Origin of the sequence: Stenotrophomonas bentonitica (assembly GCF_013185915.1) — a bacterium.
Classification (GTDB): Bacteria; Pseudomonadota; Gammaproteobacteria; order Xanthomonadales; family Xanthomonadaceae; genus Stenotrophomonas; species Stenotrophomonas bentonitica.
Genome location: NZ_JAAZUH010000003.1, coordinates 272,946 through 299,171 on the forward strand (window position 1 = coordinate 272,946; position 26,226 = coordinate 299,171).

The 26,226-nt window shown below is 67.4% G+C and carries 25 protein-coding genes; 11 read left to right on the forward strand and 14 right to left on the reverse strand.

The window, feature by feature from the left end:
* The first annotated feature begins 65 nt into the window (after window positions 1–65).
* Entirely contained in the window at window positions 66–329 is a 264-nt protein-coding gene (locus HGB51_RS17160) for a hypothetical protein (RefSeq protein WP_070208987.1), read from the forward strand.
* A 24-nt stretch (window positions 330–353) separates the two neighbouring features.
* Here HGB51_RS17160 and HGB51_RS17165 read toward each other — a convergent pair whose 3' ends face one another.
* Window positions 354–644, reverse strand: coding sequence for a DUF3247 family protein (locus HGB51_RS17165; protein WP_070208988.1), 291 nt, complete (start codon window positions 642–644; stop codon window positions 354–356).
* A gap of 113 nt (window positions 645–757) precedes the next feature.
* Complete coding sequence (locus HGB51_RS17170) at window positions 758–2,794, reverse strand: ATP-binding protein (protein WP_084739078.1); 2,037 nt, start codon at window positions 2,792–2,794, stop codon at window positions 758–760.
* A 207-nt stretch (window positions 2,795–3,001) separates the two neighbouring features.
* Between HGB51_RS17170 and HGB51_RS17175 the strand changes: the two genes are divergently transcribed.
* Complete coding sequence (locus HGB51_RS17175) at window positions 3,002–3,565, forward strand: DUF3016 domain-containing protein (RefSeq protein WP_084739079.1); 564 nt, start codon at window positions 3,002–3,004, stop codon at window positions 3,563–3,565.
* On the opposite strand, the gene alr is transcribed toward HGB51_RS17175, so the two are convergent.
* Both alr and HGB51_RS17185 read right to left on the reverse strand, forming a co-directional pair.
* Window positions 3,552–4,628 carry an alanine racemase gene (gene alr / locus HGB51_RS17180; protein ID WP_070208990.1) on the reverse strand — a complete coding sequence of 359 codons (1,077 nt, stop codon included), beginning with the start codon at window positions 4,626–4,628 and terminating at the stop codon, window positions 3,552–3,554. The two genes, HGB51_RS17175 and alr, sit on opposite strands and share 14 nt — an antisense overlap.
* Window positions 4,607–5,920 carry a D-amino acid dehydrogenase gene (locus tag HGB51_RS17185; protein WP_070208991.1) on the reverse strand — a complete coding sequence of 438 codons (1,314 nt, stop codon included), beginning with the start codon at window positions 5,918–5,920 and terminating at the stop codon, window positions 4,607–4,609. Before HGB51_RS17185 ends, alr begins: the two co-directional genes overlap by 22 nt.
* 148 nt (window positions 5,921–6,068) lie before the next feature.
* On the opposite strand from HGB51_RS17185, the gene HGB51_RS17190 reads away from it, so the two are divergent.
* On the forward strand, window positions 6,069–6,548 hold the full coding sequence (locus HGB51_RS17190; RefSeq protein WP_070208992.1) for an AsnC family transcriptional regulator: 480 nt from the start codon (window positions 6,069–6,071) through the stop codon (window positions 6,546–6,548).
* A gap of 70 nt (window positions 6,549–6,618) precedes the next feature.
* On the opposite strand, the gene HGB51_RS17195 is transcribed toward HGB51_RS17190, so the two are convergent.
* The gene (locus HGB51_RS17195; RefSeq protein WP_171966906.1) at window positions 6,619–6,783 is read right to left on the reverse strand and encodes a lana protein; all 165 of its coding nucleotides are present in this window, start codon (window positions 6,781–6,783) and stop codon (window positions 6,619–6,621) included.
* A 146-nt stretch (window positions 6,784–6,929) separates the two neighbouring features.
* Window positions 6,930–7,340, reverse strand: coding sequence for a hypothetical protein (locus tag HGB51_RS17200; RefSeq protein ID WP_070209671.1), 411 nt, complete (start codon window positions 7,338–7,340; stop codon window positions 6,930–6,932).
* Window positions 7,341–7,480: 140 nt separating this feature from the next.
* Here HGB51_RS17200 and msrB point away from each other — a divergent pair, with 140 nt between their 5' ends.
* From msrB to HGB51_RS17225, 5 genes are all read left to right on the forward strand, one after another.
* Window positions 7,481–7,948, forward strand: coding sequence for a peptide-methionine (R)-S-oxide reductase MsrB (gene msrB, locus HGB51_RS17205; RefSeq protein WP_070209672.1), 468 nt, complete (start codon window positions 7,481–7,483; stop codon window positions 7,946–7,948).
* A gap of 90 nt (window positions 7,949–8,038) precedes the next feature.
* Window positions 8,039–8,893, forward strand: coding sequence for a flagellar motor stator protein MotA (motA, locus tag HGB51_RS17210; RefSeq protein WP_070209673.1), 855 nt, complete (start codon window positions 8,039–8,041; stop codon window positions 8,891–8,893).
* Window positions 8,894–8,902: 9 nt separating this feature from the next.
* On the forward strand, window positions 8,903–9,904 hold the full coding sequence (gene motB, locus HGB51_RS17215) for a flagellar motor protein MotB (protein WP_171966907.1): 1,002 nt from the start codon (window positions 8,903–8,905) through the stop codon (window positions 9,902–9,904).
* Between the two features lie 153 nt (window positions 9,905–10,057).
* On the forward strand, window positions 10,058–10,546 hold the full coding sequence (locus HGB51_RS17220; RefSeq protein WP_070209400.1) for a hypothetical protein: 489 nt from the start codon (window positions 10,058–10,060) through the stop codon (window positions 10,544–10,546).
* A 14-nt stretch (window positions 10,547–10,560) separates the two neighbouring features.
* On the forward strand, window positions 10,561–10,842 hold the full coding sequence (locus tag HGB51_RS17225; RefSeq protein WP_070209401.1) for a DUF4031 domain-containing protein: 282 nt from the start codon (window positions 10,561–10,563) through the stop codon (window positions 10,840–10,842).
* Window positions 10,843–10,924: 82 nt separating this feature from the next.
* Here HGB51_RS17225 and HGB51_RS17230 read toward each other — a convergent pair whose 3' ends face one another.
* Window positions 10,925–11,467: a DUF6630 family protein gene (locus HGB51_RS17230; protein ID WP_070209402.1), complete on the reverse strand. Its 543-nt coding sequence runs from the start codon at window positions 11,465–11,467 to the stop codon at window positions 10,925–10,927.
* A 136-nt stretch (window positions 11,468–11,603) separates the two neighbouring features.
* Here HGB51_RS17230 and HGB51_RS17235 point away from each other — a divergent pair, with 136 nt between their 5' ends.
* Window positions 11,604–11,855, forward strand: coding sequence for a DUF3297 family protein (locus tag HGB51_RS17235; RefSeq protein ID WP_070209403.1), 252 nt, complete (start codon window positions 11,604–11,606; stop codon window positions 11,853–11,855).
* Window positions 11,856–12,104: 249 nt separating this feature from the next.
* Here HGB51_RS17235 and HGB51_RS17240 read toward each other — a convergent pair whose 3' ends face one another.
* The 3 genes from HGB51_RS17240 to HGB51_RS17250 all read right to left on the reverse strand — a co-directional run bounded on the left by HGB51_RS17240 (window position 12,105) and on the right by HGB51_RS17250 (window position 17,845).
* Window positions 12,105–13,748, reverse strand: a complete 1,644-nt coding sequence (locus HGB51_RS17240) for a Na+/H+ antiporter (protein ID WP_070209404.1) — start codon at window positions 13,746–13,748, stop codon at window positions 12,105–12,107.
* A gap of 71 nt (window positions 13,749–13,819) precedes the next feature.
* Window positions 13,820–14,614 (reverse strand): dioxygenase family protein, encoded by a 795-nt coding sequence (locus HGB51_RS17245; protein ID WP_070209405.1) that lies wholly within the window; start codon window positions 14,612–14,614, stop codon window positions 13,820–13,822.
* A gap of 282 nt (window positions 14,615–14,896) precedes the next feature.
* Window positions 14,897–17,845: a bifunctional diguanylate cyclase/phosphodiesterase gene (locus HGB51_RS17250; RefSeq protein WP_070209406.1), complete on the reverse strand. Its 2,949-nt coding sequence runs from the start codon at window positions 17,843–17,845 to the stop codon at window positions 14,897–14,899.
* A gap of 334 nt (window positions 17,846–18,179) precedes the next feature.
* Between HGB51_RS17250 and HGB51_RS17255 the strand changes: the two genes are divergently transcribed.
* Window positions 18,180–20,303, forward strand: coding sequence for a M13 family metallopeptidase (locus tag HGB51_RS17255; RefSeq protein ID WP_171966908.1), 2,124 nt, complete (start codon window positions 18,180–18,182; stop codon window positions 20,301–20,303).
* A gap of 209 nt (window positions 20,304–20,512) precedes the next feature.
* Here HGB51_RS17255 and HGB51_RS17260 read toward each other — a convergent pair whose 3' ends face one another.
* Window positions 20,513–21,427 carry an oxygenase MpaB family protein gene (locus HGB51_RS17260; RefSeq protein WP_070208758.1) on the reverse strand — a complete coding sequence of 305 codons (915 nt, stop codon included), beginning with the start codon at window positions 21,425–21,427 and terminating at the stop codon, window positions 20,513–20,515.
* Between the two features lie 322 nt (window positions 21,428–21,749).
* On the opposite strand from HGB51_RS17260, the gene HGB51_RS17265 reads away from it, so the two are divergent.
* Window positions 21,750–22,364, forward strand: a complete 615-nt coding sequence (locus HGB51_RS17265) for a hypothetical protein (protein ID WP_070208776.1) — start codon at window positions 21,750–21,752, stop codon at window positions 22,362–22,364.
* A gap of 45 nt (window positions 22,365–22,409) precedes the next feature.
* On the opposite strand, the gene HGB51_RS17270 is transcribed toward HGB51_RS17265, so the two are convergent.
* From HGB51_RS17270 to HGB51_RS17280, 3 genes are all read right to left on the reverse strand, one after another.
* Window positions 22,410–23,183: a LytR/AlgR family response regulator transcription factor gene (locus HGB51_RS17270; RefSeq protein ID WP_070208759.1), complete on the reverse strand. Its 774-nt coding sequence runs from the start codon at window positions 23,181–23,183 to the stop codon at window positions 22,410–22,412.
* Complete coding sequence (locus tag HGB51_RS17275) at window positions 23,173–24,435, reverse strand: sensor histidine kinase (protein WP_070208760.1); 1,263 nt, start codon at window positions 24,433–24,435, stop codon at window positions 23,173–23,175. Before HGB51_RS17275 ends, HGB51_RS17270 begins: the two co-directional genes overlap by 11 nt.
* A 126-nt stretch (window positions 24,436–24,561) precedes the next feature.
* Window positions 24,562–26,211: a M28 family metallopeptidase gene (locus HGB51_RS17280; protein ID WP_070208761.1), complete on the reverse strand. Its 1,650-nt coding sequence runs from the start codon at window positions 26,209–26,211 to the stop codon at window positions 24,562–24,564.
* Window positions 26,212–26,226: the final 15 nt, after the last annotated feature.

Genomic DNA, 26,226 nt, shown 5'->3' on the forward strand with positions numbered 1-26,226 from the left:
TGTCTTGATGCCACCGCAACATGCCGTCGGTCAGGGTGAAGGCTCATTCGCAACGGAGGTAGCTCATGCGCGCATTGTTCGTCGGGGGCGTGGTTGACAACAGTGAGATGGACCTGGAGGGCGCACAGCCGCCGGTTCATTACCCGGAAGACACCGGCGGCGGGCATGCGCGGTACCGGCTGCACCAGGTAGGCAAGAAGGACGACGGCGCGGTCGCGTACGCGGTGTATGGCGCGCCGGACCTGGCGGACGACGAGGTGTCCCGCGTGGCGGACGAGCGCGCGTACGCGCGCCGGTTCGAGGCTACGCCCGAGGTTTTCCAGCACTGAGGTAGCGCCGGGACCTGCCCGGCGTTACGGGTGCGGCGGCAGCTCGCGGACCGATGCGATCTGGTCCAGCCACAGCAGGTGCTGCTGGGCCGGGTCGTTCAGGTCGTCCAGGCGCAGTTCGCCGTTGGTGCCCTCGTTCTCGGCCGCATCGCGGTACTGCTGCACGGTGGGTTGTACCGCGACCGTGCCGGAGACGCGGGTGCCGTCTTTCAGCGTCACTTCTACCTGGGTCTGGCCTTTGAGTTGGGGCAGCAGGGCTTCGAGCGCGGCTATGTCGGCTTGATGGGTGAGGATGGCGGGAGCTGTGCGGGACATTCTGAATCCTTTGGGGTTCCAGCCACGCAGGGCGTGGCTCTACCGGGTGTTGCCACGTACCGTGCGGTGTTCGGGGTGCCACGTACCGCGCGGTGTTCACGTACCGGGCGGTGCTATTGCGTATCTGCGCGCTGCGCGGAGTCGCGGTTGGCGGCCAGTACGGTGCGCACGGCGGACACCAGCTGGGCCACCGAATACGGCTTGGCCACGTGCTCCTGAAAGCCCGAGGCGAGCGCGCGCTTGCGGTCGTCGGCGCGGGCCAGGGCGGTGACCGCCACGATCGGCAGGGCGGCGGCGTCCAGCTTGAAGTCGTTGCGCAGCGCGGCGGCCAGGCCGTAGCCGTCCATGCCGGGCATGCCGATGTCGGTGAGCAGCACGTCCACCTCTTCATGGCCACCGTCGTCCAGCAGCGCCAGCGCTTCGGCGGCCGAGGCGACGGCGGTGACCTGGGCGCCCTGCTCTTCCAGCAGCCGGCGCAGGTATTCCAGCACTTCGGGCTGGTCTTCCACCGCCAGCAGGCGCAGGCCCTTCAACGGGTACGGTTCGATCAGCTGCTCGTGGATCGGGCCACTGAACACTTCGCGCAGCGGCCGACCGTCGGCCTGCGGCTGGTAGCGCGGCAGCTGCACGGTGAATTCGGCACCCCTACCATGGCCTTCGCTGTTGGCCGCCACCGAGCCGCCGTGCAGTTCCACCAGCTGCTGCACGATCGCCAGGCCCAGGCCCAGCCCACCGTGGCGACGGGTGGTGGTGCCGTCGGCCTGGCGGAAGCGGCTGAACAGGTGCCGCAGGAATTCGGGGGCGATGCCATCGCCCGAGTCGACCACGCTCACCGTCCAGTGCGCGCCGTCGGTGGACAGGGTGACAGTCACCGAGCCGGCGGCCGGGGTGAACTTGATCGCGTTGCTGAGCAGGTTCCACAGCACCTGCTGCAGGCGGGTGCCATCGCCCAGCACCAGCGCCGGTTCGTCGGGCATCACCAGCTTCATGTCCAGCGCCTTGCCTTCGGCCACCAGCTCCTGGGCGCGAAGCGCCTCGGTGAGCTGCGCGCGCAGGTCCAGCACTTCCACTTCCAGCTGCACCTTGCCCAGCAGCATGCTGCTCAGGTCCAGCATGTCCGAGATCAGCCGCTTCTGCGCCATCGCACTGTTGGCGATCACGCCCAGGCCCTTGTACAGCGGGCTGGTGTCGTCCACGCGCTGCAGCAGCAGTTCGCTCCAGCCGAGGATGGTGGTCAGCGGGGTGCGCAGTTCGTGCGACAGCGTGGCCAGGAACTCGTCCTTCAGGCGCGCCATGCTCTCGGCGGCGTTGCGCGCGGCGCGCTCGGACTGCAGCAGCTCTTCGCGCGCCATTTCAATCTCGCGGCGCTCGGTCACGTCGGTGCTGCTGCCGGCCAGGCCGATGAAACGGCCCGCGCGCGAGAAGCGCGGCTTGGCATTCATTTCCAGCCAGCGCCATTCGCCGTCGGCACGCAGCCCACGCACCAGCACCTGCATCGAACGCTGCGCGCGCAGCGCGGCCTGCAGTTCGTAGTCGAACACCGAAACATCGTCGGGCTGCACCAGCCCGCGCCACACATCTTCCGGCACGCGCTGTTCGTCGCCACCGAAGAATTCACTGAAGGCACTGTTGACGAAGCGCGCATGGCCCAGTTCGTCCAGCACCCACACCGGCATCGGCAGGCCGTCGGCCAGCGCGCTGAAGCGCGCCTCGCTCTCGGCCAGTTCCGTTTCGATCTGTTTGCGGTTGGTGATGTCGAAGAACAGGATCGCCACCCGGCGCTCGTGCGCTTCGCCCACCCGCATCGCTTCCACCGCATACCAGCGGCCCAGCGCGCGGGCTTCCAGCTCGAACTGCTGGGAACGGCCGGTCGTCGCGATCTGGCCGTACACCCGGTACCACTCGACTTCATGGTTGGGCTGCAGCTCGCTCATCAACCGCCCGGTGGCGTCATGCAGGCCGGTATTGCGTTCGAATGCCTCGTTCACTTCCAGGAAGCGATAGTCAACGCCGACGCCGTTCTCGATCATCACTTCGATGATGCAGAAGCCCGCACTCAAGCCTTCCAGCAACGCACGGTGCAGGGAAGGGTCGGGAACGGGGGCCGCATGCGGCGCACGTGTAAAGGTCGAGGCAGTCAGGCTGGACAAGGGCGTCAAGAAAGGTAGCGGATGGCGCGGAAGGACACAGCATCGTTCAGAGCGCGTATTCGTCGCGTCAAACAACGGCCCGGTTTTGACGTAAGTGAACCATGCCCGGACGGCCGTTGGCGTATTGTCCAAGGCAATTGTTCCGTCGCGTGAACAGGATCACACTCCGTAGTGTCTCTCCTTCAACACCCTGACCGAGGCTGTGCCATGAACCGCAAACCCTTGCTGGCTGGTGCTTTGAGCTGTCTGATGCTGCTCGTCGGCTGCGCGTCGGCCGCGCCGCGAACGGTCACCGCGCCGGACGCGCCGCGCGCGCTCACCGGCGAAAGCCCGGTCCAGGTGAAGTGGACCGACCCGGCCCAGTTCACCGAGATCCGCAGCAGCTCCAACCAGTTCGAAGCGCGCAGCGGCAACTGGGTGTACCAGCTGGCCGACTACCTGCGCAGCAGCGCCAGCAAGCGCCTGGCGCCGGGCCAGACCCTGGACGTGGAGATCACCGACATCAAGCGGGCCGGCGATTTCGAGCCGCAGAACGGCCCGCGCGGCAACGACATCCGGATCATGCGCAACATCTACCCGCCGCGGATCAGCCTCACTTTCACCCTGCGCGATGCCCAGGGCGCGGTGCTGCAGCAGGGCGATGAGAAGCTGATCGACATGGGCTACCTGACCAACACCGGGCTGCTGAGCAACAACGACCCGCTGCGCTTCGAGAAGCGCCTGCTGGACGACTGGCTGCGCCGCCTGCTGCCGCCGGCTAGCGGCCGCTGAGCACCCGTGCCACGCGCTTGACCGCGCACGGCAGCTGATAGGCGCTGACCTTGCACAGCGGGGCCAGCACGTCCAGGCGGGGCGCGTCGCCCCACAGGGTGACCGTGCTGCCCACCCCGGCCTGCGGCAGGTCGGTGAGGTCCACGGTGAGCATGTCCATCGAGACCCGGCCGATCAGGTGGCCGGGCTGGCCATCGATCTGCACCGGGGTGCCGTTCGGGGCGAACTGCGGGTAGCCGTCGGCGTAGCCCAGCGCCACCACGCCGACCCGGGTCGGGCGCTCGGCGACGAAGCGGGCGCCATAGCCGACCGGTTCGCCGGCGGCGATCTCGCGGGTGGCGAAGATCTTCGACTGCATGGTCATCACCGGGCGCAGGCGCTCGGTGAAGGCGTTGTGCGCGGCCAGCGGGTTGGCCCCGTACAGCATCAGGCCCGGGCGCACCCAGTCGCTGCGCACGTCCGGCCAGCCCAGCAGGGCCGGCGAATTGCACAGGCTGGTTTCGCCGGCCAGCCCTTCAATGGTGGCGGCGAACAGGTCGGCCTGTTCGCGCGTGCGCGGGCTGTCCAGTTCGTCGGCACGCGCCATGTGGCTCATCAGCACCATCGGCGCCACCTGCGGCAGGGCCGACAGCCGCGCATGCGCGGCGCGGAACTCGGCCGGGGCCAGGCCCAGGCGGTGCATGCCGCTGTCCAGCTTCAGCCAGATCTGCAGCGTGGCGTCGGTCTGGAACGCTTCCACCGCGTCCACCTGCCAAGGCGCGGCCACCGCGAACCACAGCTTGTGCTGCACGATCAGCGGCAGCTCGTCGGCATCGAAGAAGCCTTCCAGCAGCAGGATCGGGCCGCTGATGCCGGCCGCGCGCAGTTCCAGCGCTTCTTCAATACAGGCCACGCCGAACGCGTCGGCTTCGCCGTCCAGCGCGCGCGCGCAGGCGACGGCACCGTGGCCATAGGCGTCGGCCTTTACCGCGGCCAGGGTCTTGCGACCGCCGCCAAGTTCACGGGCCAGGCGGAAGTTGGAGCGCAACGCATCCAGGTCGATCAACGCGCGGGCTGGACGCATGCTTTGGGTTCACTGTGTTGGACGGACGCGGCGTGCTGGCCGCCATAACGGAAGATATCCAGGCCTTCGGTGCTGATCTGCGGCTGGCGCGCGCTCATCAGGTCGGCCAGGTAACGGCCCGAACCGCAGGCCATGGTCCAGCCCAGCGTGCCGTGGCCGGTGTTGAGGAACAGGTTGCGGTACGGGGTGGCGCCGATCACCGGCGTGCCGTCCGGGGTGGCCGGGCGCAGGCCGGTCCAGAACTCGGCGCGCGACAGGTCGCCGCCGTCCGGGTACAGGTCGCGCACCACCTTTTCCAGGGTGGCGCGGCGGCGCGGCGACAGCGACAGGTCGAACCCGCCCACTTCGGCCATGCCACCCACGCGGATGCGGTCGTCGAAACGGGTCACCGCCACCTTGTAGCTCTCGTCCAGGATGGTCGAGGTCGGCGCCATCGCCGCGTTGGTGATCGGCAGGGTCAGCGAGTAGCCCTTCAGCGGGTACACCGGCAGGTGCATGCCCAGCGGCGCCACCAGCGACGGCGAGTAGCTGCCCAGCGCGACCACGTAGCGGTCGGCGGTTTCCACCTTGCCGTCGATGCGCACGCCGGTGATCCGGTCGCCGTCGGTGACCAGCCCGGCGATGTCCTGGTCGAAGCGGAATTCCACCCCGGCGTCCATGGCCATCTGCGCCAGGCGGCGGGTGAACAGCTGGCAGTCGCCGGTCTGGTCGCGCGGCAGCCACAGCGCGCCCACCAGCGTGTCGGCCACGCTGGCCAGCGCCGGTTCGTGGGCGATGATGCCGGCGCGGTCCAGCACTTCATACGGCACGCCGTACTGGGCCAGCACTTCGATGTCCTGCGCGGAGGCGTCCAGCTGCTGCTGGGTGCGGAACAGCTGCGTGGTGCCCAGGTCGCGGCCTTCGAACTCGATGCCGGTTTCGGTACGCAGCTCGTTGAGGCAGTCGCGGCTGTACTCGGACATGCGCACCATGCGCGCCTTGTTGATCGCGTAGCGCTCGTGCGTGCAGTTGCGCAGCATCTGGGCCAGCCAGCGGTACTGGTTGAGGTCCAGCCCGGGGCGGATCGCCAGCGGCGCGTGTTCGGAGAACAGCCACTTCACCGCCTTGAGCGGCACGCCCGGGGCGGCCCACGGCGAGGTGTAGCCGAACGAGAGCTGGCCGGCGTTGGCGAAGCTGGTTTCCAGTGCCGGACCGGGCTGGCGGTCGACCACGGTGACTTCAAACCCGGCCTGCCGCAGGTACCAGGCACTGGTCGTGCCGATTACCCCACTGCCAAGGACTAGAACGCGCATGAGACCTCTCCAACCGGATCATTCCCTGCACTGGAGCGTGCCGGGACCATAATTGGGGAAGTATATTCCGGCCAAACCATGCAATTTGTCTGTTTTTGGCGTCTCAGGCAGGGTATTGTCGCGCCAACACCCCCGAGAGGCTGACGCTGTGGCTGCCCGTTCCCGCGAGCTGGACAAGATCGACCGCAAGATCCTGCGCATCCTGCAGGAGGAAGGGCGCATTTCGTTCACCGAACTGGGCGAACGCGTGGGCCTGTCCACCACCCCCTGCACCGAGCGCGTGCGTCGGCTGGAGCGCGACGGCGCGATCACCGGCTACTACGCCCGGCTCGACCCGCAGTACCTCAAGGCCAGCCTGCTGGTGTTCGTGGAGATCAGCCTGGCCTACAAGTCCGGCGACATCTTCGAGGAATTCCGCCGTGCGGCGTTGAAGCTGCCGAACGTGCTGGAGTGCCATCTCGTATCCGGCGATTTCGACTACCTGCTCAAGGCGCGCATCAGCGAGATGGCGTCGTACCGCAAGCTGCTCGGCAGCACCCTGCTGACCTTGCCGCACGTGCGCGAGTCGAAGAGCTACATCGTGATGGAAGAGGTCAAGGAAACGCTGACCCTGCCCATTCCAGACTAAGCGCCGCAGAACGCAGAAAGGCGGCGCGCATGTGCGCACCGCCCCTGTGGGTCAACTGCCTACCAGCGCGTCAACGCTGCTGCTTCTGGTCCGGTTTGCGTTGATCCTGCTGTTTACCACCCTTCTGGTTCTGCTGATCCCATTGCTGCTGGTTCTGCTGGCCGGGTTTCTGGTTCTGCTGGCCCTGCTGATCCTGCGGCATCTTGCCGGGATTCTGGTTCTGCTGGTTAGCCATAGGAATTGCACCTTCTACCATTGGGATGCGCGGTGTTGCGGCGCACGTACAGACTCGGCGAAAACCGGTTAATCGCAGGCGAAAAAGAAGTGAGCGGATGCGTTGACGCCGATGACTGCGGGAATGTGTTGTAAAGCGTTCATGCATCAGGGCCGGATGCTTTGCCCATCACCGGCCGGTACCGAGTCGTAGTAGCGACCCGTGCGCGTATCCAGTACGCGGTTCGGACCGGCCTGCTGCATGCCCGGCACGATGCGGCCGTTGCGGTCATACACCTTGACGGGGGCGGTGGTGGCCGGCGGTGCAGGCGGCACCACGCGCGCCGGGCCCTGGCTCTGGATCGGATGCGTGGGCAGCGGCTGCATGCCCTGCGTGGGCGCTCTTATCGGCTGCGGTGGCGCGGACAGCGCGTCGGCGGGCCGCGCCGCAGGCTGGGCCGGCATGGGCGTGGTCACTGGACGGGTATCGGTAGGCTTGCGCGGCGCGGCGATCTGCGCGGCTGCCACCAGCGGCAGCAGCACCAGCAGCGAAAGGGCCAGGCGGGAAAGGCGTTTCATGGCACGTGCTCACGGTGGGACAGGCATTCACCCTGCGCCTGCCCGCGTGTCAGCACCATGAACACCTTAGCGGGGCGCAGACGCGCTTGCCCAGCGCCGCGCCCGCCCCCATCTAGCCGTTACCCCCACGAGGACCCCCCATGACTGCTTTCGACCTCTCCCCGCCCAGCGATGCCCAGCGCCAGGCGCTGGAAGCCGGGCTCAGCGCAGACGAACGGCGCGTGCTGCTCCAGCACGGCACCGAAGCCCCGTTCTGCGGCGTGTTCCTGGACAACAAGCAGGACGGCGTCTACGGCTGCCGGCTGTGCGGCCTGCCGCTGTTCCGTTCCAGCACCAAGTTCGACTCCGGCACCGGCTGGCCGAGCTTCTTCGCCCCGTTCGACCGCGACCACGTGCGCGAAATCCGTGACACCAGTCATGGCATGGTCCGTACCGAAATCACCTGTGCGCGCTGTGACAGCCATCTGGGCCATGTGTTCCCGGACGGCCCGTTGCCGAGCCTGGAGCGGCACTGCCTCAACTCGGTCTCGCTGTCGTTCACCCCCAACGGCGCGGCCTATCCCGATCCGCTGCAGCGCGGCGGGGCCGAGGCGGAACCGGCCGGCTGATCGCAAAAGTGTGACGTCGAACGGACGCCACCCTTCAGAAACCTTCACGTGGTGCCGACAAGGAGATATCCCCACCTCCGCGTCTGCCCCATGCTCATCATTGTCGGCTTCCTCATCGTCATCCTCAGCGTGCTCGGCGGCTATGTAGGCGCGCACGGCAAGCTGGGCGCCCTGTGGCAGCCCTATGAGCTGGTCATCATCGGCGGTGCCGCACTGGGCGCGTTCCTGGTCGGCACCCCCATGAAGACGGTCAAGCAGACCCTGCAGGCCTCGATCAGCGTGTTCAAGGGCCCGCGCTACAAGCAGCAGGACTACATCGACGTCCTCAGCCTGCTCTACGAACTGCTCAACAAGGCCCGCCGCGAGGGCTTCATGGCGCTGGAAGACCATGTCGAGCGCCCGGCCGACAGCGCCATCTTCGCCAACTACCCCAAGGTGCAGTCCGACCATCACCTGGTCGACTTCATCACCGACTGCCTGCGCCTGATGATCGGCAGCAACATCGAGCCGCACGAACTGGAACCGCTGCTGGAAATGGAGCTGGAAAAGCACCATGCCGAAGCGATGCAGCCTTCGGCCGCGCTCAACAAGGTCTCCGACGGCCTGCCCGGCTTCGGCATCGTCGCCGCGGTGCTGGGCATCGTGATCACCATGGGCTCGATCGGCGGTGCGATCGAGGAAGTGGGCGCGCACGTGGCCGGTGCACTGGTCGGTACCTTCCTGGGCATCCTGCTGGCGTACGGCTTCGTCAGCCCGCTGGCGGCGGCCGTGGAAGCGCGCGCCGAACAGGACAGCCGCATCTATGAGTCGGTGAAGACCGCCCTGCTGGCCTGCCTGCGTGGCTACAACCCGAAGATCGCGCTGGAATTCGCCCGCAAGACCCTGCCGTCGAACGTGCGCCCGGGCTTCAGCGAATTCGAAGCCCACCTGAAGACGGTCAAGTAAGGCACTGCCATGGCCGAGAACAAACCCACCGTCATCGTCCGCAAGGTCAAGAAGGCCGGGCATGGCGCGCACCACGGCGGCGCCTGGAAGGTGGCCTACGCCGACTTCGTGACCGCGATGATGGCGTTCTTCCTGGTGCTGTGGCTGATGGCGGCCACCACCAAGCCCGAGCGCGCCGCCATTTCCGAATACTTCCGCAATCCCAGCCCGCTCACCGGTCAGAGCTCCACGCCCGCCCCGGGCATGGCCGGCCCGGGCGGCGCCAGCACCTCGATGATCAAGCTGGGCGGCGCCACCGACGTCTCGCGCGGCACCAGCAACGACCCGTTCCAGAACCAGCAGGCCGAACGTCCGGTGCCGCAGCAAGACGAGCGCGAGCGTGAGAAGAAGCAGCTGGAAGTGCTGAAGCAGGAGCTGGAAGAGGCGATCAGCAAGAGCCAGGCGCTGGAGCCGTTCAAGGACCAGCTGCTGCTGGACCTGACCCCGGAAGGCCTGCGCATCCAGATCGTGGACAAGCAGAACCGGCCGATGTTCGACGTGGGCAGCGCGGCGCTGAAGGGCTACACCCGCGACATCCTTCGCGAGCTCTCGCAGTTCATCAACCACGTGCCGAACCGGATCAGCATTACCGGCCACACCGACATCACTGCGTACAACGCCGCGCACGGCTACAGCAACTGGGAGCTCAGCGCCGACCGCGCCAACGCCGCCCGGCGTGCGCTGCTGGACGGCGGAATGGCCGACGAGAAGGTCACCCGCGTGGTCGGCCTGTCGTCCTCGGTGCTGTTCGACAAGACCCAGCCGGACAACCCGATCAACCGCCGGATCAGCATCGTGGTGATGACCAAGGCCGCCGAAGCCGCCGCCCTGGCCGGTTCCGGGCAGGAAGTAGCGCTCTCGCCCACCGTGCAGGATGCCGACATCCACGCCACCCAGGGCGCCCCGGCCATCGTTCCGGTCCCGGCACCCACTTCAGCCCCGGCCGCAGCCCCGGCTACCGCCTCGCCCTGAGGCGGCAGCCCCGGCCAATGGTCCACCGCCGGTAGGGTCGCGCCCCAGCCGACCGCACGCGCACCCGGCAACGCTCGATTCCGGCATGAAAACGCCCGGAAACGGCTGTGGCCTCTACAATGGGTCCTTTCCGATCCAGAACGAACGAACCCCATGTCCAAGCTCTCCAAAGCCAAGCGCGACAAGCGCAAGAAGCTCCAGCCGAAGCGCCCGATCAACCGCCTCAACGCCCAGCAGCCGGTGCAGAACCATGCCGTGCTGACCAACGAAGAGGGCCAGGTCGTCGCCGCGATCGGCCTGCAGGGCACCGAATGGCTGCTGGCCATTGGCGGCCAGACCATGGGCAACGCCGACAACCCGGTGCCGATGCTGGCCATGCTCAAGCACCTCTCCAACGTGCAGGAAAAGGAAGGCCGCAAGGTCACCCTGGAATACTCGACCCAGCTGCAGCAGCTGATCGACGACCTCGCCGCCGATGAAGGCAAGACCGCCGACGAGTACCTGGCGCAGCTGGTCTCCGAGTTCGAAGGCGTGGAAGAGGCGGAAGGCGAAGAAGGCGAAACCGCTGAAACCGCCGCCGAAGACGCCCCGGCTGACGCCGAGGCCACCCCGGCCGCCAGCGACGACAAGCCGCAGGCCTGAGCCACGGCGACCCGGTGACGGTCTATATCGACGATGCAGTACACCCCTGGCGCGACGAGCGTTGGGCGCATCTGATGGCCGACACCCTGCCCGAGCTGCACGCCATGGCGGCGCAGCTCGGGATTCCCCGGCGGGCCTTCCAGAACCGCCGCAGCGGCGCGCATTACGACGTGCCGGCCCCGTTACGCGAGAAGGCGATTGCATTGGGTGCCAAGGCGATTTCGCGGCACACCGACAGAGCGCTGGTGAAAGCGGTAATCGCCAACGCGAGATCGCAGTACACCGAACCGGCGTAGTGCCGGCCGCCGGCCGGCTCCTCGCGATGCCGCCACCATGCAGAGCCGGCCGGCGGCCGGCACTACGGATTTCGAGCGTCGGTCAGAACGGATCGGAACCCGGCCGCACTTCCACGCCCAGCAACGAACACAGCGCCAGCATGGCGTCGTCGTCGCGGCTCAGCGCCATCCAGCCGGCCAGGCCGCCGTTGCCGGTGTCCACGCTCCACAGCGAGTAATTGTGCTCGCGCAGCCGGTCGTACGCGGTCGCCATCAACATCGGTGCGTCCACGTCGGCGGCGAAATCCTCGTCATCCAGATCGCCACCCCAGTCCACCTGCACGTTGAAGCGCGCCGAAAGCTCGTTCACCGCCGACACCAGCGCGTCGGCATCGTCGCGTTCCACTTCGAAGCCCGACTGCCAGGCGATGGCGGTCATCAGCGGCTCCAGCCACTCCGCCTCCTCGTCGACCTCCTGGCCGCTCTCCAGCAGCGCTTCGCGCCAGCGGTTGAACTGCTGCAGGCCCAGTTCCTCGTCGCCCGGGTTGATCAGCACGAACAGGTTCCAGATCCGCGCCTCGAAGTCGTCTTCGTCGAAATCGCGCTCGTCTTCTTCGAAGTCGAAATAATCGCTGTTGTCGGGCATGACCGGTATTCCTGGAGACAGGCAGGCATTCTGCCGTGGCCGGGCGTTGGCAGGAAGCGAAATTCGGCCCCGGCGGCGACTCGGTTTATCCTGTGCGCCTGAAGACGGCCGTGGTGGCCCTCAACGACCGATACCCATGAGCGATACCCCTCCCGACCACCTGGCGATCAACCCGGCCAGCCCCTTCCACGATGCCGCAGCGCTGGAGCGCGGCGTGGGCATCCGCTTCAACAATGTCGAACGCGACAACGTTGAGGAGTATTCGGTCAGCGAAGGCTGGATCCGCGTGCAGGCCGGCAAGGCCCGCGACCGCCGCGGCAACCCGATGACCATCAAGGTCAAGGGGACGGTGGTGGCGTATTACCTCGATCAGAAGCCGGCGGAATAACCGGCCGGGTGCCCCGGGCACGCGTGGACGACCCTGCGGCCGTCCACAGTGCGATGTGGCTTCATCGGTAGGGTCGGTTCCCGAACGACCGCAAGTACGCGATCAACGTTCGTTGACGCATGGACCGCAAACGAAGGCGCGTTTCCGTTCGAGGTCATGCGTCCCAGAGCCGATCACCATTATCGGCGGTCGTTCGGGAACCGACCCTACCGATGAATCGCCCGGAATCAGGCCCCGTTGGCAGCGTCGTCAATCCCGCTGCCGGGTCTCCAGCAGGTCCAGGTTGCGGATCAATTTCCGCGATATCTCATCGGAAATCCTGCCGCGCCGGGTCAGCCGGAACAATTCTTCGCGCTCGGCGGTCAGCCCGGCGCTGCGTAGCTGCCGATACCCTTGCTCCATCCTGCGCACCTTTTCCGGGTCCGCATCCGGGCCGTCATCCTTCTCCAACACGCGCTGGTACAACAGGCTCACCCGCGACGCCGCGTCGTTGTACAGCTGCACGTTGTCGGTGGTCTGGTTCTGCACCAGCTGCTGGCGCATGCGCTCCACCCCGGCCAGGGCCGCCTTCGAGGCCAGCCGCCGCGCCAGGTCTTCTTCCTTGCGCTCACCCGAATCGGCCGGCAGTTCCAGCCCCTTCAACAAGCGCGGCAACGCCACGCTGGCGCCGACCAGCGACACCAGGATCACCGCCGCCGCCAGGAAGATCACCAGGTCGCGCGCCGGGAACGCCGTGCCATCCGGCAGGAATAGCGGCAGGGTCAACACACCGGCCAGCGTGATCGCACCGCGCACGCCGGCCAGCGAAGTAGCCACCACGATCCGCCACGAGGTGCCCTGCCTGGCTTCGCCCCGGTGCCGCGCGCGCAGCAGGCTCCAGCGCAGCGACAGGTACACCCAGGCCAAGCGCAGCAGCACCAGCGCCAGGTTGATCACCACCACATACACAAGCAGCCACCACGCGCTGTGGTGGCCGCTTTCGCTCACCGTGGTCATCGCGCGGTCCACAATGCCCGGCAGCTGCTCGCCCAGAAGCACGAACATGATGCCGTTGAAGGCGAACTGCAGCATGTTCCATACCGCCATGCGCTGCACGCGCATGCTGCCGGAGACACGGCCGGTCAGCTCCACGTAGCTCATGGTGACACCCGCCGCCACGGCAGCCAGGATGCCCGAGGCATTGGCCTCTTCGGCCAGCAGATACGCCGCGAACGGGATCAGCAGGTTGACCAGCATCGCCGCGCCGGGCTCTTCGCCGAAGCGCCGCCACAGCCAGCGCTGGAAGGTGGACACGCCGAGCGTGACCGCCACGCCGATCGCCAGCCCGGCCACCGCCACCCACAGGAAGGTCAGCGAGGCGTCGGCCAGCGAGAACGCGCCGGTCATCACCGCTGCCACCGCGAAGCGGAAACAGACCAGGCCCGAGGCATCGTTCAACAGCGACTCGCCTTCCAGGATGTGCATCAGGCGCTTGGGGATCGGCGCGCTCTTGGCGATCGAGCTGACCGCCACCGGGTCGGTCGGTGAAATGATCGCGGCCAGCGCGAAGGCCACGCCCAGCGGCATCACCGGAATCATCCAGTGGATCAGCAGGCCGGCACCGAGCACGGTGAACACCACCAGCCCGAACGCCAGCTCCAGGATCACGCCCTTGTCGCGGAACAGGCCCTGCTTGGGAATGCGCCAGCCGTCCAGGAACAGCAGCGGCGGCAGGAACAGCAGGAAGAACATCTCCGGTTCCAGCGCGTGGCCACGGTTGAACACCCCGGCGATCACCGCGCCCAGCCCGATCTGCACCAGAGGCAGCGGCACCGACAACGGCAGCACCCTTACCAGGTAGCCGCTGGCGACTACCGCCACCAGCATCGCGAGGACGACTTCAATCGTATGCATGCATTTTCCAGAAAGCCTGGAAAAAAATTACCACACCCATCCGTAACCGCGTAGGACAAGCGCCCCGCGCGTCAGTGCGCGGGGCCGTCGAAGCGGTAGATGTCCATGGCCAGCATGCCGGCGTCGATACCCGCGTCGATGCGCTGCGCGCCGAGCGCATCGCCACCGGCCGCGCCGAGTGCGAAGTGCAGCGGCTGGAAGTGCTCGTCGGTCGGATGCGCACGCTCGGCATACGGCGCCTGCCGGCGGTAATCGAGCAGTGCGGCGCTGTCGTCGGCCTGCAGGCGCTGCTCCACCCATTCGATGAAGGGGCGCACATAAGGCGCCTCGCCACCGCTCTGGTACTCGCGGAAGTCGTGCAGGTTGTGGGTGATGCTGCCCGAGCCGACCAGCAGCACGCCCTGCTCGCGCAGCGGCGCCAGCGCGCGGCCCAGCGCGAACTGGTGGGCCGGCCCCTGCAGCGGCTGCAGCGCCAGCGGCACCACGGGAATGTCGGCCTGCGGGTAGAGCAGGCGCAGCGGCACCCAGGCGCCGTGGTCGAGGCCACGGGTGGGGTCCTGCAGCGTGGGCAGGCCGGCCTTGTCGAGGCGCTTGGCGATCTCGTCCGCCAGTGCCGGGTCGCCCGGCGCCGGGTACTGCAGGTCGAACAGCGCCTGCGGGAAACCGCCGAAATCATGGATGGTGGGCGGCTGCGGGTGCGCGCCCACCACCGGCTGGCGGGTCAGCCAGTGCGCCGAGGCCATCACGATCGCGCGCGGGCGCGGAAGCTGCGCCGCCAGCTCGGCCAGGCGCACGCCCACCAGCCCCGGCTGCAGGGCGGTCATCGGCGAACCATGGGAGATGTACAGCGACGGCAGGCGGGTCATGGCGGAGCTCCGGGGAATCCAGAGCCACAGGCTATTACCAATATCCATGCAATTAAACGCCAGTGACGGCCTAGATTAGTTCCATGAACGGAACACTGACGGTAGGGTCGCATCCCAATCGACCGCCGATAACGGTGATCACCCCATTGAGGCATGGACGTCTGACGGAGGCGCTTTTTCGACCAAGGTTCATGCCTCACCGTGCCGATCACCCGTACGTGCGGTCGATCGGGATGCGACCCTCCCAAATCGTGCCCCCAGCGGCTTGCCCCACCACAGCCATCACACCGCAGCCAGCTCCAGCCGCCCGATCACGTCCACCAGCGGGGCCGGCCGGCCCAGCAGGTAGCCCTGCACCTGGTCGCAGCCGTGCGCGGCCAGCCACTCGTGCTGGCCCGGGGTTTCCACGCCTTCGGCGATCACGGTCAGGCCCATGCTGTGGCCCAGCGACAGCAGCGCGCGGCAGATGGAGGCATTGCGCGGGTTGGTTTCCACATCGGCCACGAAGCTGCGGTCGATCTTCAGGATGTCCAGCGGCAGGTGCTGCAGGTAGGACATGTTCGAGTAACCAGTGCCGAAGTCATCCAGCGAAATATGGATGCCCTGCTCGTGCATGCGCTGCATGGTCTGCTTGGCCTGGCCCGGCTTGCGCATCAGGCTGCTCTCGGTCAGCTCCACGTGCAGCGCGCCGCGCGCCAGCCCGAATTCCTGGCTGGCCCGCTGGAACTCGGCCACCAGGTCGCTGTTGAAGAACTGCACCGCCGACACGTTCACCGCGATCGGCAGGTCCCAGCCGGCGTCCACCAGCTGGCGCTGCGCGCGCGCCGCTTCACGGATCACCCAGCGCCCCAGTGCCAGGATCAAGCCGGTGTCTTCGCACACCTGGATGAACTCGCCCGGCGGAACGAAACTGCCGTCCGCCTGCGGCCAGCGCAGCAGCGCTTCCAGCGACGCCGGCGTGCCGTCGGCGGCGTGGCAGATCGGCTGGAAGTACAGTTCGAATTCGGCATCGATCGCGCTGTGGATGCGCCCGGCCAGGCGCAGGCGATCGGCCAGCCGCGAACTCACCGTGCTGTCGAACCAGGCAATCACGTTGCCCTCGTCGCGCGCCGCATGCGCGGCCTGCGCGGCCATGCCGATCACCTGTTCGGCACTGACCACGTCGCCTTCGAACTTCACCGCCACGCCAATGCGCGGTTCGAACTGGTGCAGCCAGTCCTGCCCGCGCACCGGTTCTGAAACGGTCTGCAGCAGCGTGTCCAGCGCGGTCTGGCGCTCGTGGTCGTCGCGGATGGCGAAGATGAAATCCTCGGCCGGCTGGAACGCCAGCAGGCCATAGCGCACGCCCAGTCCGCCCAGGCGCTTGGCCATGGCCTGCAGCACCACCTCGCCCACTTCGCGGCCCAGCGTGTCGGCCACCAGCTGCAGGCCACGGAACTGCACATAGGCGATGGTGTAGCTGCCGCCTTCCTCGTCCAGCTGCGCGGCCAGCGCGCGCGTGTTGAGCAGGCCGGTGGCCGGGTTATGGGTGGCGTGGTAGGCCAGGTCGCGCTCATAGGCCATGCGGTCGCTGATGTCCTCGGCCAGCACCAGGCACGCCTCGCGCCCGTCGAAATCCAGCCGCGCCAGGTGCGCGCGCACTTCGAACACGGTGCCGTCCTTGCGCCGGTGCAGGCGCACCCGGGCGTCCGGCAGGTCGCCATTGGCGGCGCTGGCGATGGCACCACGGATCTCTTCCCAGCCTTCGCGCGGGCGGATGTCGAGGATGCTCATGGCCAGGAATTCGTCGCGGCTGTAGCCGTACTGGCGCACCGCCGCTTCGTTCACTTCCAGGAAGCGCAGCGTGTCCGGGTCGAACACCCAGAACGGCGCCGGGTTGCGGTCGAACAGCAGGCGGAATTGGCGCTCGGCCTGCTGCGCGCGCGCCAGCGCCTGGACCCGCTCGCTCACGTCGGTGAGCGCGCCGATCATGCGCCGCTCCTGGTCGCCGCCACCGGCCAGCTGGCCGCGTGCCGACACCCAATGCGTGGTGCCGCCCGGCAGCACCACGCGGAACATTTCATCCAGCACGCTGTTGCCGGCAAAGGCGTGGTGGAACGCCTCCTGCAGGCGCGGCGCGTCTTCGTGGTGCACGCGCTGGAAGAATTCGGCCACCGGCAGCGAATCGATCGGAATGCCGAAGATCTCGCGGGCCAGCGGCGACCAGCGCAGCACGGCGGCGTCTTCGTCCACGGTCCAGGTGCAGATCTTGCCGACCTGGTGGGCCAGGCGCAGCTCGGCGTGGCCGGTGCGCAGCTCGGCGCTCATCGCGTCCTGGCGGCGGGTGGCGCGGTGCAGGCTGGTGTAGACCAGCGCGAACGCGCCCCAGTACAGCAGGAACAGGCCCACCGAGGCCTGCGCGTACGGCCACCACGGCGCCAGCACGTCCTGCCGGCCCAGCCCCGCATACACCGCCAGCGGGTACTCGGCCAGCGTGGTCAGGGTGGAAATGCGCTCCACCTTGTCGATCGGGCTGTATTCGATGCCCAGTGCAAGCACCGCATCGCGCCCGATCAGGTCGCGCCGCTGCAGGTTGAACTGCTTGCCGGTCAGGCCTTCGTTGTCCGGGCTGCGCGCCAGCACATGGCCGCTCACGTCGCTGATCGAGATCACCCCGTGGTAGCCGATGTCCAGCCCGCTGATGATCGACTGCAGCTCGCTGGTATGCATCCGCGCCAGCAGCCAGCGGTCTTCGCCCATGCGCAGCGCCAGCGGCAGCACCCAGCGCCGCATGCCCAGGTCCTGCGGCGGGCCCAGGTACAGCTGGCTGTCGGCACCGCGATGGTTTTCCACGATCCAAAGTGGAAGGGTCAGATCGCCGCCGCCGCTGGTCAGCGCGCGCCCGAACTGGTCCACCACCACGATGCTTTCCAGTTCGCCGTGGCGCTGCAGGACCCCGTCGATGGAGTCATCCAAAAGGTCCGGCGCCTGCGTGGGCACGCTGTCGAACAGCTGCGCGCCGTCGGCGGCAATGCCGCGCATGGCGCGTTCCAGATTGCGCAGTTCCAGTCGCAGCAGGCGCTGCGAACCGGTTGCCAGCGCCGAGCTCTGCCGTTGCGCAGCGTCCTGCCGGCGCTGGAAGTCGTTGACCAGCATCACCACCAGGCCCACGCCCAGCAGCAGGCCCATGCCGATGCCCAGCCAGACGATCGTGCGCAGCGGCCGCGCCATCGGCTGGCTCAGTGCGGGCATTGCATACCCCTACCAGCGTGACGGCCTGACTTCATGTAAACGCTTCCTGGTTTCCCCAACCTGAGCGGCCGACGTCGCAATTTCTTGACGCCCTGCGGACCCGTTCCCCACGGGCCAGGCCTTGGCCCAGCGCCTTGGCCCCAGCATGCACGAGCCCGGGCGCCTCGGGAAGGGGGCGCCCCCCGGTACCTGGAGCCACTATTCGATGAACGCGTCGCCACGCGCCCGGGCAGTGAAACACCGATGATCGGAACCTGTCTGGGGTAGCCGCAGGCACCCTCCCGCAGTGTCAGCGCGGATTAGACTTGCGGTTTCCCCGTTGCCTGAGAAGTCCATGTCCAAGCTGCGCCGCCCCACCCTGATGCTTGCCATTGCCGCCAGCCTGTCGCTGGGCCTGGCCGCCTGCGACCGCGATGCGGCCGCGCCGACCACCACCCCCGCGTCCGATACCGCCGCCACCCCGCCCGCCGCGCCCAAGCCGCAGCTGGGCAGCTTCGGCTTCGACGCCACCGGCATGGACCGCAGCGTCGCCGCCGGTGACGACTTCTTCGGCTTCGCAAACGGCAACTGGGTGAAGAACACCGAGATCCCGGCCGACCGCTCCAGTTTCGGCAGCTTCAATGTCATTTCCGAGAAAACCCTGGCCGACACCCGCGCCATCCTCGAAGGCGCGGCGGCCGACACCAAGGCCGACGGTGAAACCAAGCTGATCGGCGACTACTACGCCGCGTTCATGGACGAAGCCGGGATCGAATCGCGCGGCATGGGCGTGGTGAAGCCGGAACTGGACGCCATCGGCGGCATCGCCGACAAGTCCGCGCTGGCCACCGCGCTGGGTGGCACCCTGCGCGCCGACGTGGACCTGCTCAACGCCACCAACTTCTACACCGACCGCCTGTTCGGCACCTGGGTGTCGGTGGACCTGCTGCAGCCGGACCGCAACGCGCCGTACCTGGTGCAGGGCGGACTGGGCCTGCCCGACCGCGACTTCTACCTGCAGGGCGGCCGCATGGCCGAGCTGCGCAAGCAGTACCAGGCCTATATCGCCCAGGTGCTGCAGCTGGCCGGCGTGGCCGACCCGGCGGCGAAGGCGCAGCGCATCGTCGCGCTGGAAACCCGCATCGCGCAGGCGCATGCCACCCAGGAAGAAACCAACGACGTGGCCAAGGGCGCCAACGCGTGGAAGCAGGCCGACCTGAGTGCCAAGGCGCCGGGCATGGACTGGGCCGCGTTCCTGGCCGCCGCCGGCCTGGACAAGCAGGACGACTTCATCGTGTGGCAGCCCAAGGCCGTGGCCGGCATTTCGCGCCTGGTCGCCACCGAGCCGCTGGACGTGTGGAAGGACTACCTGACCTTCCATGCGCTGGACCGCGCCGCGCCGTACCTGCCCAAGGCGATGGCCGACGCGCGCTTCGCCTTCCACGGCACCGTGCTCAACGGCACCCCGCAGCAGAGCGAGCGCTGGAAGCGTGCGGTGGATGAGAGCAACAACGCGGTAGGCGAAGCGATCGGCAAGATCTACGTCGAGAAGCATTTCGACCCGGCCACCAAGGCCCGCGCCGACGAGATGGCCAAGAACATCATCGCCGCCTTCGCCAAGCGCATCGACGCGCTGGAGTGGATGTCGCCGGAAACCAAGGCGCACGCCAAGGCCAAGGTGGAAGGGCTGACCGTGGGCATGGGATACCCGGACAAGTGGCGCGACTACAGCGGCCTGGAAGTGAAGCGCGACGACGCGCTGGGCAATGCCGAACGTGCCAGTCTGTTCGAGTACCGCCGCAACCTGGCCAAGCTGGGCCAGCCGGTGGACCACAGCGAATGGGCGATGCTGCCGCAGACCATCAACGCGATGAACGTGCCGCTGGAAAACCGCCTGGTGTTCCCGGCCGCGATCCTGCAGCCGCCGTTCTTCGACGGCGCGGCCGACGACGCGGTGAACTACGGCGCCATCGGCGCGGTGATCGGCCATGAGATCAGCCACGGCTTCGACAATGCCGGTGCGCTGTTCGACCAGACCGGCAAGTTGAACAACTGGTGGACGGCCGAAGACCTGAAGAAGTTCAACGCAGCCGGCGACGCGCTGGCGGCGCAGTTCAGCAGCTACCAGCCGTTCCCGGGCGTGTCGGTCAACGGCCGCCTGACCCTGGGCGAGAACATCGCCGACGTGGCCGGCCTGGCCACCGCCTACGACGCCTACCAGCTGTCGCTGCAGGGCAAGCCGGGCCAGACCCTGGAAGGCTTCACCCCCGACCAGCGCTTCTTCCTGGGCTTCGCCCAGGCCTGGCGCAGCAAGGCGCGCGAGCAGGCGCTGCGCAATTCGCTGCTGACCAACGTGCACGCGCCGGGCCAGTTCCGCGCGCTCACCGTGCGCAACCTGGACGCGTGGTACCCGGCGTTCGAAGTGAAGGAAGGCCAGAAGCTGTACCTGGCACCGGAGAAGCGGGTCAAGGTGTGGTGATTGGTAGCAATGGTTGAATGAAAAACGGACGCTTCGGCGTCCGTTTTTCTTTGGTGTCGATCAGCCATCCGTGGGACACGCGTGGCGTGTCGCTACGCGTCCGCCGATGCACGTACCGGGAATTCGCCGTGCGCATCGGGCATTCGCGGGGCATACCTGCGTAGCGACACGCCATGCGTGTCCCACGCGGCGCCAGACCCAAGCGACCCTCACCAATGCGCCAGCACACTCACTGGCACGCCCACGCGCTTGCAGGCCCGGGGGGCGGTGCCGTCATGCAATGCGCGGTGGAACAAGGGTGAAATACCCTGCAACACCTTTGCCGACGCACGCGCCTGTGCGCGCTGCAACGGCGTGCGCTCCAGCATCGTATTGGCCCACTCCGGCAGCATCGCCGCACCCGCGCTGAGGAACAGGTCGCGGGACACTCCGGGCATGGGTACGGGCAGACGTATCCCGGACAACACTGCCAGGACCTCGCGCGAACGCGCGTCGCAGCGCAGCACCGGCAGCTGCCGCTCGAAGTACGCGGTCACCTCCGCTTCGGTTGCCGGCACGTCGGTAGCCCCCAATGCTTCTGCCACACGGCGGTACTCGTTGTAGTAGCGGTCGGCGATCGCTTCGGGCACATCGCGGCAGTAACGTCGGCAGCCCTGCAGGAAGCCATAGGCCTCGGTCACGTGCACCCACGTGAGCAGGTCCGGATCATCGGCCGAGTACGCCTGCCCGTCCGCCGTGGTCCCGCGTACCTGCGCGTGGATGCGCTTCACCTTGGCCACCAGCGCTTCCACTTCGCCCGAAGCGGCATAGCTGGTGCAGGCCACGAACGAAGTGGTCCGACGCAGCCGCCCGACCAGGTCTTCGCGGAAATTGGAGTGGTCGTACACCCCGGCCAGCGCCAGCGGGTGCAGGGTCTGCAGCATCAGCGCGCACAACCCGCCGGCCAGCATGCCGGGCAGCTCGGCGTTGACCCGCCAGGTGGCGCTGTCCGGTCCGAACCAGCCCGGGTCGCCCAGCGGATGGTCGTAGTCGATGCCGCTCTGGTCGCGGGGAAACGCCTCCAGCACCCAACGCCGGATCGGCAGCGTGGCGGGGCGGGCAAGGCGGTGCAGCAGTGACGACATTGCGCGGTTCCTGGGGGTTCGGGACACCGCCGTCCTGCGCGGTTGCGTCAATTCTGCGTGATGTACGACACCCCGGCCACGGTCCGTTTGCGCCATCGTTCAAAATTGTGCGCCTGCAACAGAAATCGGGTGGCTTTTTCAGCTTTCGGCGCGGGTTCTTCATGATGCACCGCGCAAGATTTCGCGCGCCCCGCCCATTCAGCCAGACCCCCTGCGGCGTTTTGTCGCACTGCCCATTGCCAAGCGCAACGAACCTGCTTAGAACTGAATCCGCCTCACCGTAAGTCCAATGCGCTGCTGCACGTTCCCGAAGGAGCCCGTGATGATCGCTTTGTTCAAAGGTTTGGGTTTACTGCTCCAGGACAACGAGCTGTACAGCAGCCCGTTCGAGAAGCAGGTCGCGCATTGGCGCAACAAGAGTGAGCAACAGATCCGCGAAGAAGTGGCCACCCTGGCCAAGGCCAAGGGCCAGTGGCTCATGGCGTCCATCGTCGGCTGGCAGGCGGCGTCGCTGCTCATCCTCGGCCTGATCGCCAATTACCTGTGGAAGGACGACTTCCATATCACCTTCACCCGCGTGGTGATCGTGTTCGGTTCGTGGGTCTCGATCCTGTTCGTGATCTGGTTCATGGCCAACATGTTCGACCACACCGCCGGGTTCGAGCGCTGGATGAAGGCGTTCAACAGCCGCGCGCGGATCACCTCCGATGCGGACAGCGTGGAATGCGTTGCCGAAGCGCTGGACATGGCCCAGCTCTACCCGGAAGTGCTCGACTATAAGCAGGCGGTCACCGCCAAGCGCGAGCTGCGCCACGAGGACATCCGCATCATGCGCGAGATCGGTCGCATGAAGCAGCATTCGGAACTGGTGGGGCAGTTGAACCATGTGGGTGAACCGGACAGCGGGCACAACATGCATCTGCAGCCTGCGTTCTGATTTTCACGCATGAAAAAACGCCGGGCATTGCCCGGCGTTTTTTTGTTACATCCCGCGGAACAGACTCATGAACGGCTGGCTGACATTCAGCAGCTCCGGGCGCTGCTTCAACCGCAACTGCCCGCGTCCGGTGTCATCCCGCGTCACCGCCGCCACTGCCTTCATGTTGACGATGGTGGAACGGTGCACCTGGCGGAAGCGCTGCGGGTCCAACACTTCCAGCAGCTCGCGCAGCGGCGTGCGCAGCAGGCTTTCGCCGGCTTCGGTCACCACCGTGGTGTACTTGCTGTCGGCACGGAAATAGACCACGTCTTCCAGCATGATCAGCTGCGTGTCGCGGCCGTTACTGGCGGTGATCCAGGCCAGCGGCGGCGCGTTCGACTGCGCACCGGGCTGCTGTCCCAGCCGCTGCAGCAACTGCTCCAGCACCGCGTTGTCCGGGCGCTCCATCTGCATGCGCGCCAGGATCCGCTCGCGCGTGGCCAGCAGGCGTTCGTCGCTGACCGGCTTGAGCAGGTAGTCGATGGCGCCCTGCTCGAATGCATCGATCGCGTACTGGTCGTAGGCGGTCACGAACACCACCTGGGTGCGTGGGCTGAGTTCGGGCAGCGCGCGCGCCACGTCGATGCCGCTGATGCCGGGCATGCGGATGTCGAGCAGGGCCAGGTCCGGCTTCAGCTCGGCCAGCCGTTCCAGCGCGCTGGCACCGTCTTCGCATTCGGCCACCAGCCGCAGTTCCGGCCACAACCGCTGCAGCTGGGCCACCAGCGACTGGCGCAGCAGGTCTTCGTCTTCGGCAATGAGGGCATCAAGCTGCATGGATCGCCTCGCGTGCGTCGCGCGGCAGGGTGATCGTTGCCGCCACGCCGCTGGGGAAATTGGACACGATGGCCACGCCGGCGCGTTCGCCGCAGGTCAGGCGCAGCCGTTCGCGCAGGTTCTTGAGCCCGATACCGGTACCGCTGCTGCCGCCCTGGCCGAAGCCCAGGCCGTCGTCGGCCACGGTAAGGGTGACATGGTCGTCGAAGGCGCGCGCGATGATCCACACCGTGCCTCCACCGGGCTTGGGCTCCAGCCCGTGCTTGATCGCATTTTCAACCAGGGTCTGCAGCGCCATCGACGGCAGCGGCAGGCTGTTCAGCGCGGGCGGAACATCCACCTGCAGCGCCAGCCGCGCGCCCATGCGGATCTTGAGGATTTCCAGATAGGCCTGGGTACGTTCCAGCTCCACGCCCAGGGTGGACATCGACTCGTCCACGCTCGGCAGCGAACTGCGCAGGTATTGGATCAGATGCCCGAGCATCTGGTCGGCGCGCGGCGGATCGGTGCGGGTCAGCACCTGCGCGTTGGCCAGCGTGTTGTACAGGAAGTGCGGTTCCACTTGGGCGTGCAGCAGGTTCAGGCGGGCTACCGAGAGTTCCTTTTCGGTGGCGGTCTGCTCGGCCGCGGCCTGTTCGTCGCGACGCTGTTCGGCCACGTGCCGGGTGATGGCGCGGCCGACGGCTTCGGCGTTCTCGTAGTTGCTGCCTTCGTCCACCGCGAGCAGGTCGGCCCAGACGCCGGCGTCGGGTTCGAACACCAGGGTCACGCTGCTGGTGCCCTGCCCCGGGGTGACCGTGGCCAGCACGGTGTTGCGCTTGATGGCCAGCCGCGCGGGCAGGTTCCAGCGCGACGGCGGGCGGCCGTTGTAGGGGTCCACGCGGCGGACGTAGGCGCGCACCTGCAGGCTACCGGCCGCGCTTTCGATGTCTTCCACGCGCGGCAGCTCCCGGATCGCCTGTTCGACCAGGCTGAAGGCGGCGCCGGCGTCCATCGGCAGCTCGATCTGGCGGCGCTGGCGGCTGGAGAGGGTGGCTGAATCCAGGCGGCCGGCCAGGGTCGAGACCCGGCGCAGGTGGGTGATGCAGCTGCCCAGCGCGGTGACCATCAGGAACAGGGACAGCAGGCCGAACACCCAGCCCGGGCCCTCGTCCATGCCGTGGAAGAAGCCGCTCCAGACGAAGCCGGCCACGACCAGCGCGGCGGCCCAGGCCAGCAGGATGCGAAGAATCAGGGATAGGCTGGCAAACACGGCGGCGTCTTCACGATGGGATGGTGTGAGGATAGCCGCGCCGCCGGCGGGAACAAGCGGCATGCGATGGAGGCAGGGAATCGTGGGATGAAACGCCCCGCCGGCGGTTGCCGGCGGGGCCGTACATCATTTCCGGTCGGTGGCCGAAGCGTCCCGAGTGGCGCGGAACTGGGAATCATCGCTCCAGTTCGGCCAGGCGCGGCTGTTGGCCAGCTGGTTGCCCAGCGTGTACAGCACTTCCAGGTCGCGGGCGGCACCGGCGAACTTCCAGTCCGGCTGCCATTCGTCGCCCTGCTGGTGGTAGCGCTTGGCGGTGTAGTCGTCCGAAGCCTTCTTGCCCGCCTCAATCCCACCGTCCACCCAATCCTGGCCCGCCGAGTACGACACCGCCGGCACGCCACGCTTGGCGAACGGGAAGTGGTCGGAGCGGAAGAACAGGCCGGCTTCCGGCTTTGGGTCCGGGGTGTAGCGGATGTCCCAGCCCTTGGCCACGTCCTTGAGTTGGTCCAGCAGTTCCAGCTTGGCCGAACCGTAGATGCCGAAGTCGCGCGACGGGCCGAACGGCGCCATGCCGTCCATGTTGATCACCGCCACGGTCTTCGCGAGCGGGTACAGCGGATGCGTCGCGTAGTACTCCGAACCCAGCAGGCCCTTCTCTTCGGCGGTCACTGCCAGGAACAACACCGAACGCTCCGGGCGCGGGCCCTTGGCGAAGCCTCGGGCCAGTTCCACCAGCGAGGCGGTGCCGCTGGCGTTGTCCAGCGCGCCGTTGAAGATGGTGTCGCCATTCGCGTCCGGCTTGCCCACGCCGATGTGGTCCCAGTGCGCGCTGTACACCACGGTTTCATCCGGGTGTTTGCTGCCTTCCAGGCGCGCGGCCACGTTGTGCGAGGTGATCACCTCGGTCTTCACCGCGTACTTGGCCGACAGCGTTTCGCCCTTCAGCTCCACCGGCTTGAAGTCCGGGCGCTGCGCCTTCTTCTTGAGGGCCTCGAAGTCCTGCCCGGCGCGCTTGAACAGGTCCACCGCCAGGTCGCGCTGGATCCAGCCTTCCAGCAGCGGGTGCGCTTCGGCCGGGTTGTCGCGGACCACGTCGAACATGGTGTTGGTGTTGGAGCCGGCCACCGTGGCCCAGCCGTAGGAGGCCGGCGCGGTTTCGTGCACGATCAGCACGCCCAGCGCACCCTGGCGGGCGCCCTCTTCGTACTTGTAGGTCCAGCGACCGTAGTAGGTCATGCCCTTGCCGTCGAAGCTGCCTTCGCCGGTTTCGAAGTCCGGGTCGTTGATCAGCACGACGGCGATCTTGCCCTTCAGGTCGACGTCCTTGAAGTCGTTCCAGTTGCGCTCCGGCGCGTTCACGCCGTAGCCCAGGAACACCAGCGGGGCGTTCTGGATGTCTACTTCGCTGGCGCCGTTCATGGCCGCGCGCACCGCGATTTCCTTGCCCTGGGTGAGGGTCTGCGGCTTGCCCTGGCTGCTCAGCGCCAGGCTCGGCGCACCCACGATGTCGCCCTTGCGCAGCGGCACCGCCTGGGTCCACAGGCGCTTGCCGTCCTTCAGGTCGCCGCCCGGCTGCAGGCCGGCGGCCGCGAACTGCTTGCTGAGGAAGGCGATGGTCTTCTCTTCGCCGGCGGTGGCCGGGGAGCGGCCTTCATAGGCGTCGGACGCCAGTTCCTTGACGTCGGCGGAGATCCGCGCGCCGTCGAATTTCGGCGTCGCCGCCATCAGGGCGCTGGACACCGACAGGGCCAGCACGCTCAGTACCACTCGCTTCATTGCTCTCTCCGCTGC

Excerpts from the sequence above, each read along its gene's own strand:
- msrB (WP_070209672.1), top strand. The coding sequence starts at position 7,481 with ATGACTGCTTTCGACCTCTCCCCGCCCAGCGATGCCCAGCGCCAGGCG.
- HGB51_RS17235 (WP_070209403.1), top strand. The coding sequence starts at position 11,604 with ATGAGCGATACCCCTCCCGACCACCTGGCGATCAACCCGGCCAGCCCC.
- HGB51_RS17195 (WP_171966906.1), bottom strand. The coding sequence starts at position 6,783 with ATGGCTAACCAGCAGAACCAGAATCCCGGCAAGATGCCGCAGGATCAG.
- alr (WP_070208990.1), bottom strand. The coding sequence starts at position 4,628 with ATGCGTCCAGCCCGCGCGTTGATCGACCTGGATGCGTTGCGCTCCAAC.
- HGB51_RS17265 (WP_070208776.1), top strand. The coding sequence starts at position 21,750 with ATGATCGCTTTGTTCAAAGGTTTGGGTTTACTGCTCCAGGACAACGAG.
- HGB51_RS17200 (WP_070209671.1), bottom strand. The coding sequence starts at position 7,340 with ATGAAACGCCTTTCCCGCCTGGCCCTTTCGCTGCTGGTGCTGCTGCCG.
- HGB51_RS17185 (WP_070208991.1), bottom strand. The coding sequence starts at position 5,920 with ATGCGCGTTCTAGTCCTTGGCAGTGGGGTAATCGGCACGACCAGTGCC.
- HGB51_RS17160 (WP_070208987.1), top strand. The coding sequence starts at position 66 with ATGCGCGCATTGTTCGTCGGGGGCGTGGTTGACAACAGTGAGATGGAC.
- HGB51_RS17280 (WP_070208761.1), bottom strand. The coding sequence starts at position 26,211 with ATGAAGCGAGTGGTACTGAGCGTGCTGGCCCTGTCGGTGTCCAGCGCC.
- HGB51_RS17240 (WP_070209404.1), bottom strand. The coding sequence starts at position 13,748 with ATGCATACGATTGAAGTCGTCCTCGCGATGCTGGTGGCGGTAGTCGCC.
- motA (WP_070209673.1), top strand. The coding sequence starts at position 8,039 with ATGCTCATCATTGTCGGCTTCCTCATCGTCATCCTCAGCGTGCTCGGC.
- HGB51_RS17175 (WP_084739079.1), top strand. The coding sequence starts at position 3,002 with ATGAACCGCAAACCCTTGCTGGCTGGTGCTTTGAGCTGTCTGATGCTG.
- HGB51_RS17245 (WP_070209405.1), bottom strand. The coding sequence starts at position 14,614 with ATGACCCGCCTGCCGTCGCTGTACATCTCCCATGGTTCGCCGATGACC.
- HGB51_RS17230 (WP_070209402.1), bottom strand. The coding sequence starts at position 11,467 with ATGCCCGACAACAGCGATTATTTCGACTTCGAAGAAGACGAGCGCGAT.
- HGB51_RS17255 (WP_171966908.1), top strand. The coding sequence starts at position 18,180 with ATGTCCAAGCTGCGCCGCCCCACCCTGATGCTTGCCATTGCCGCCAGC.
- HGB51_RS17260 (WP_070208758.1), bottom strand. The coding sequence starts at position 21,427 with ATGTCGTCACTGCTGCACCGCCTTGCCCGCCCCGCCACGCTGCCGATC.
- HGB51_RS17220 (WP_070209400.1), top strand. The coding sequence starts at position 10,058 with ATGTCCAAGCTCTCCAAAGCCAAGCGCGACAAGCGCAAGAAGCTCCAG.
- HGB51_RS17165 (WP_070208988.1), bottom strand. The coding sequence starts at position 644 with ATGTCCCGCACAGCTCCCGCCATCCTCACCCATCAAGCCGACATAGCC.
- motB (WP_171966907.1), top strand. The coding sequence starts at position 8,903 with ATGGCCGAGAACAAACCCACCGTCATCGTCCGCAAGGTCAAGAAGGCC.
- HGB51_RS17270 (WP_070208759.1), bottom strand. The coding sequence starts at position 23,183 with ATGCAGCTTGATGCCCTCATTGCCGAAGACGAAGACCTGCTGCGCCAG.
- HGB51_RS17250 (WP_070209406.1), bottom strand. The coding sequence starts at position 17,845 with ATGCCCGCACTGAGCCAGCCGATGGCGCGGCCGCTGCGCACGATCGTC.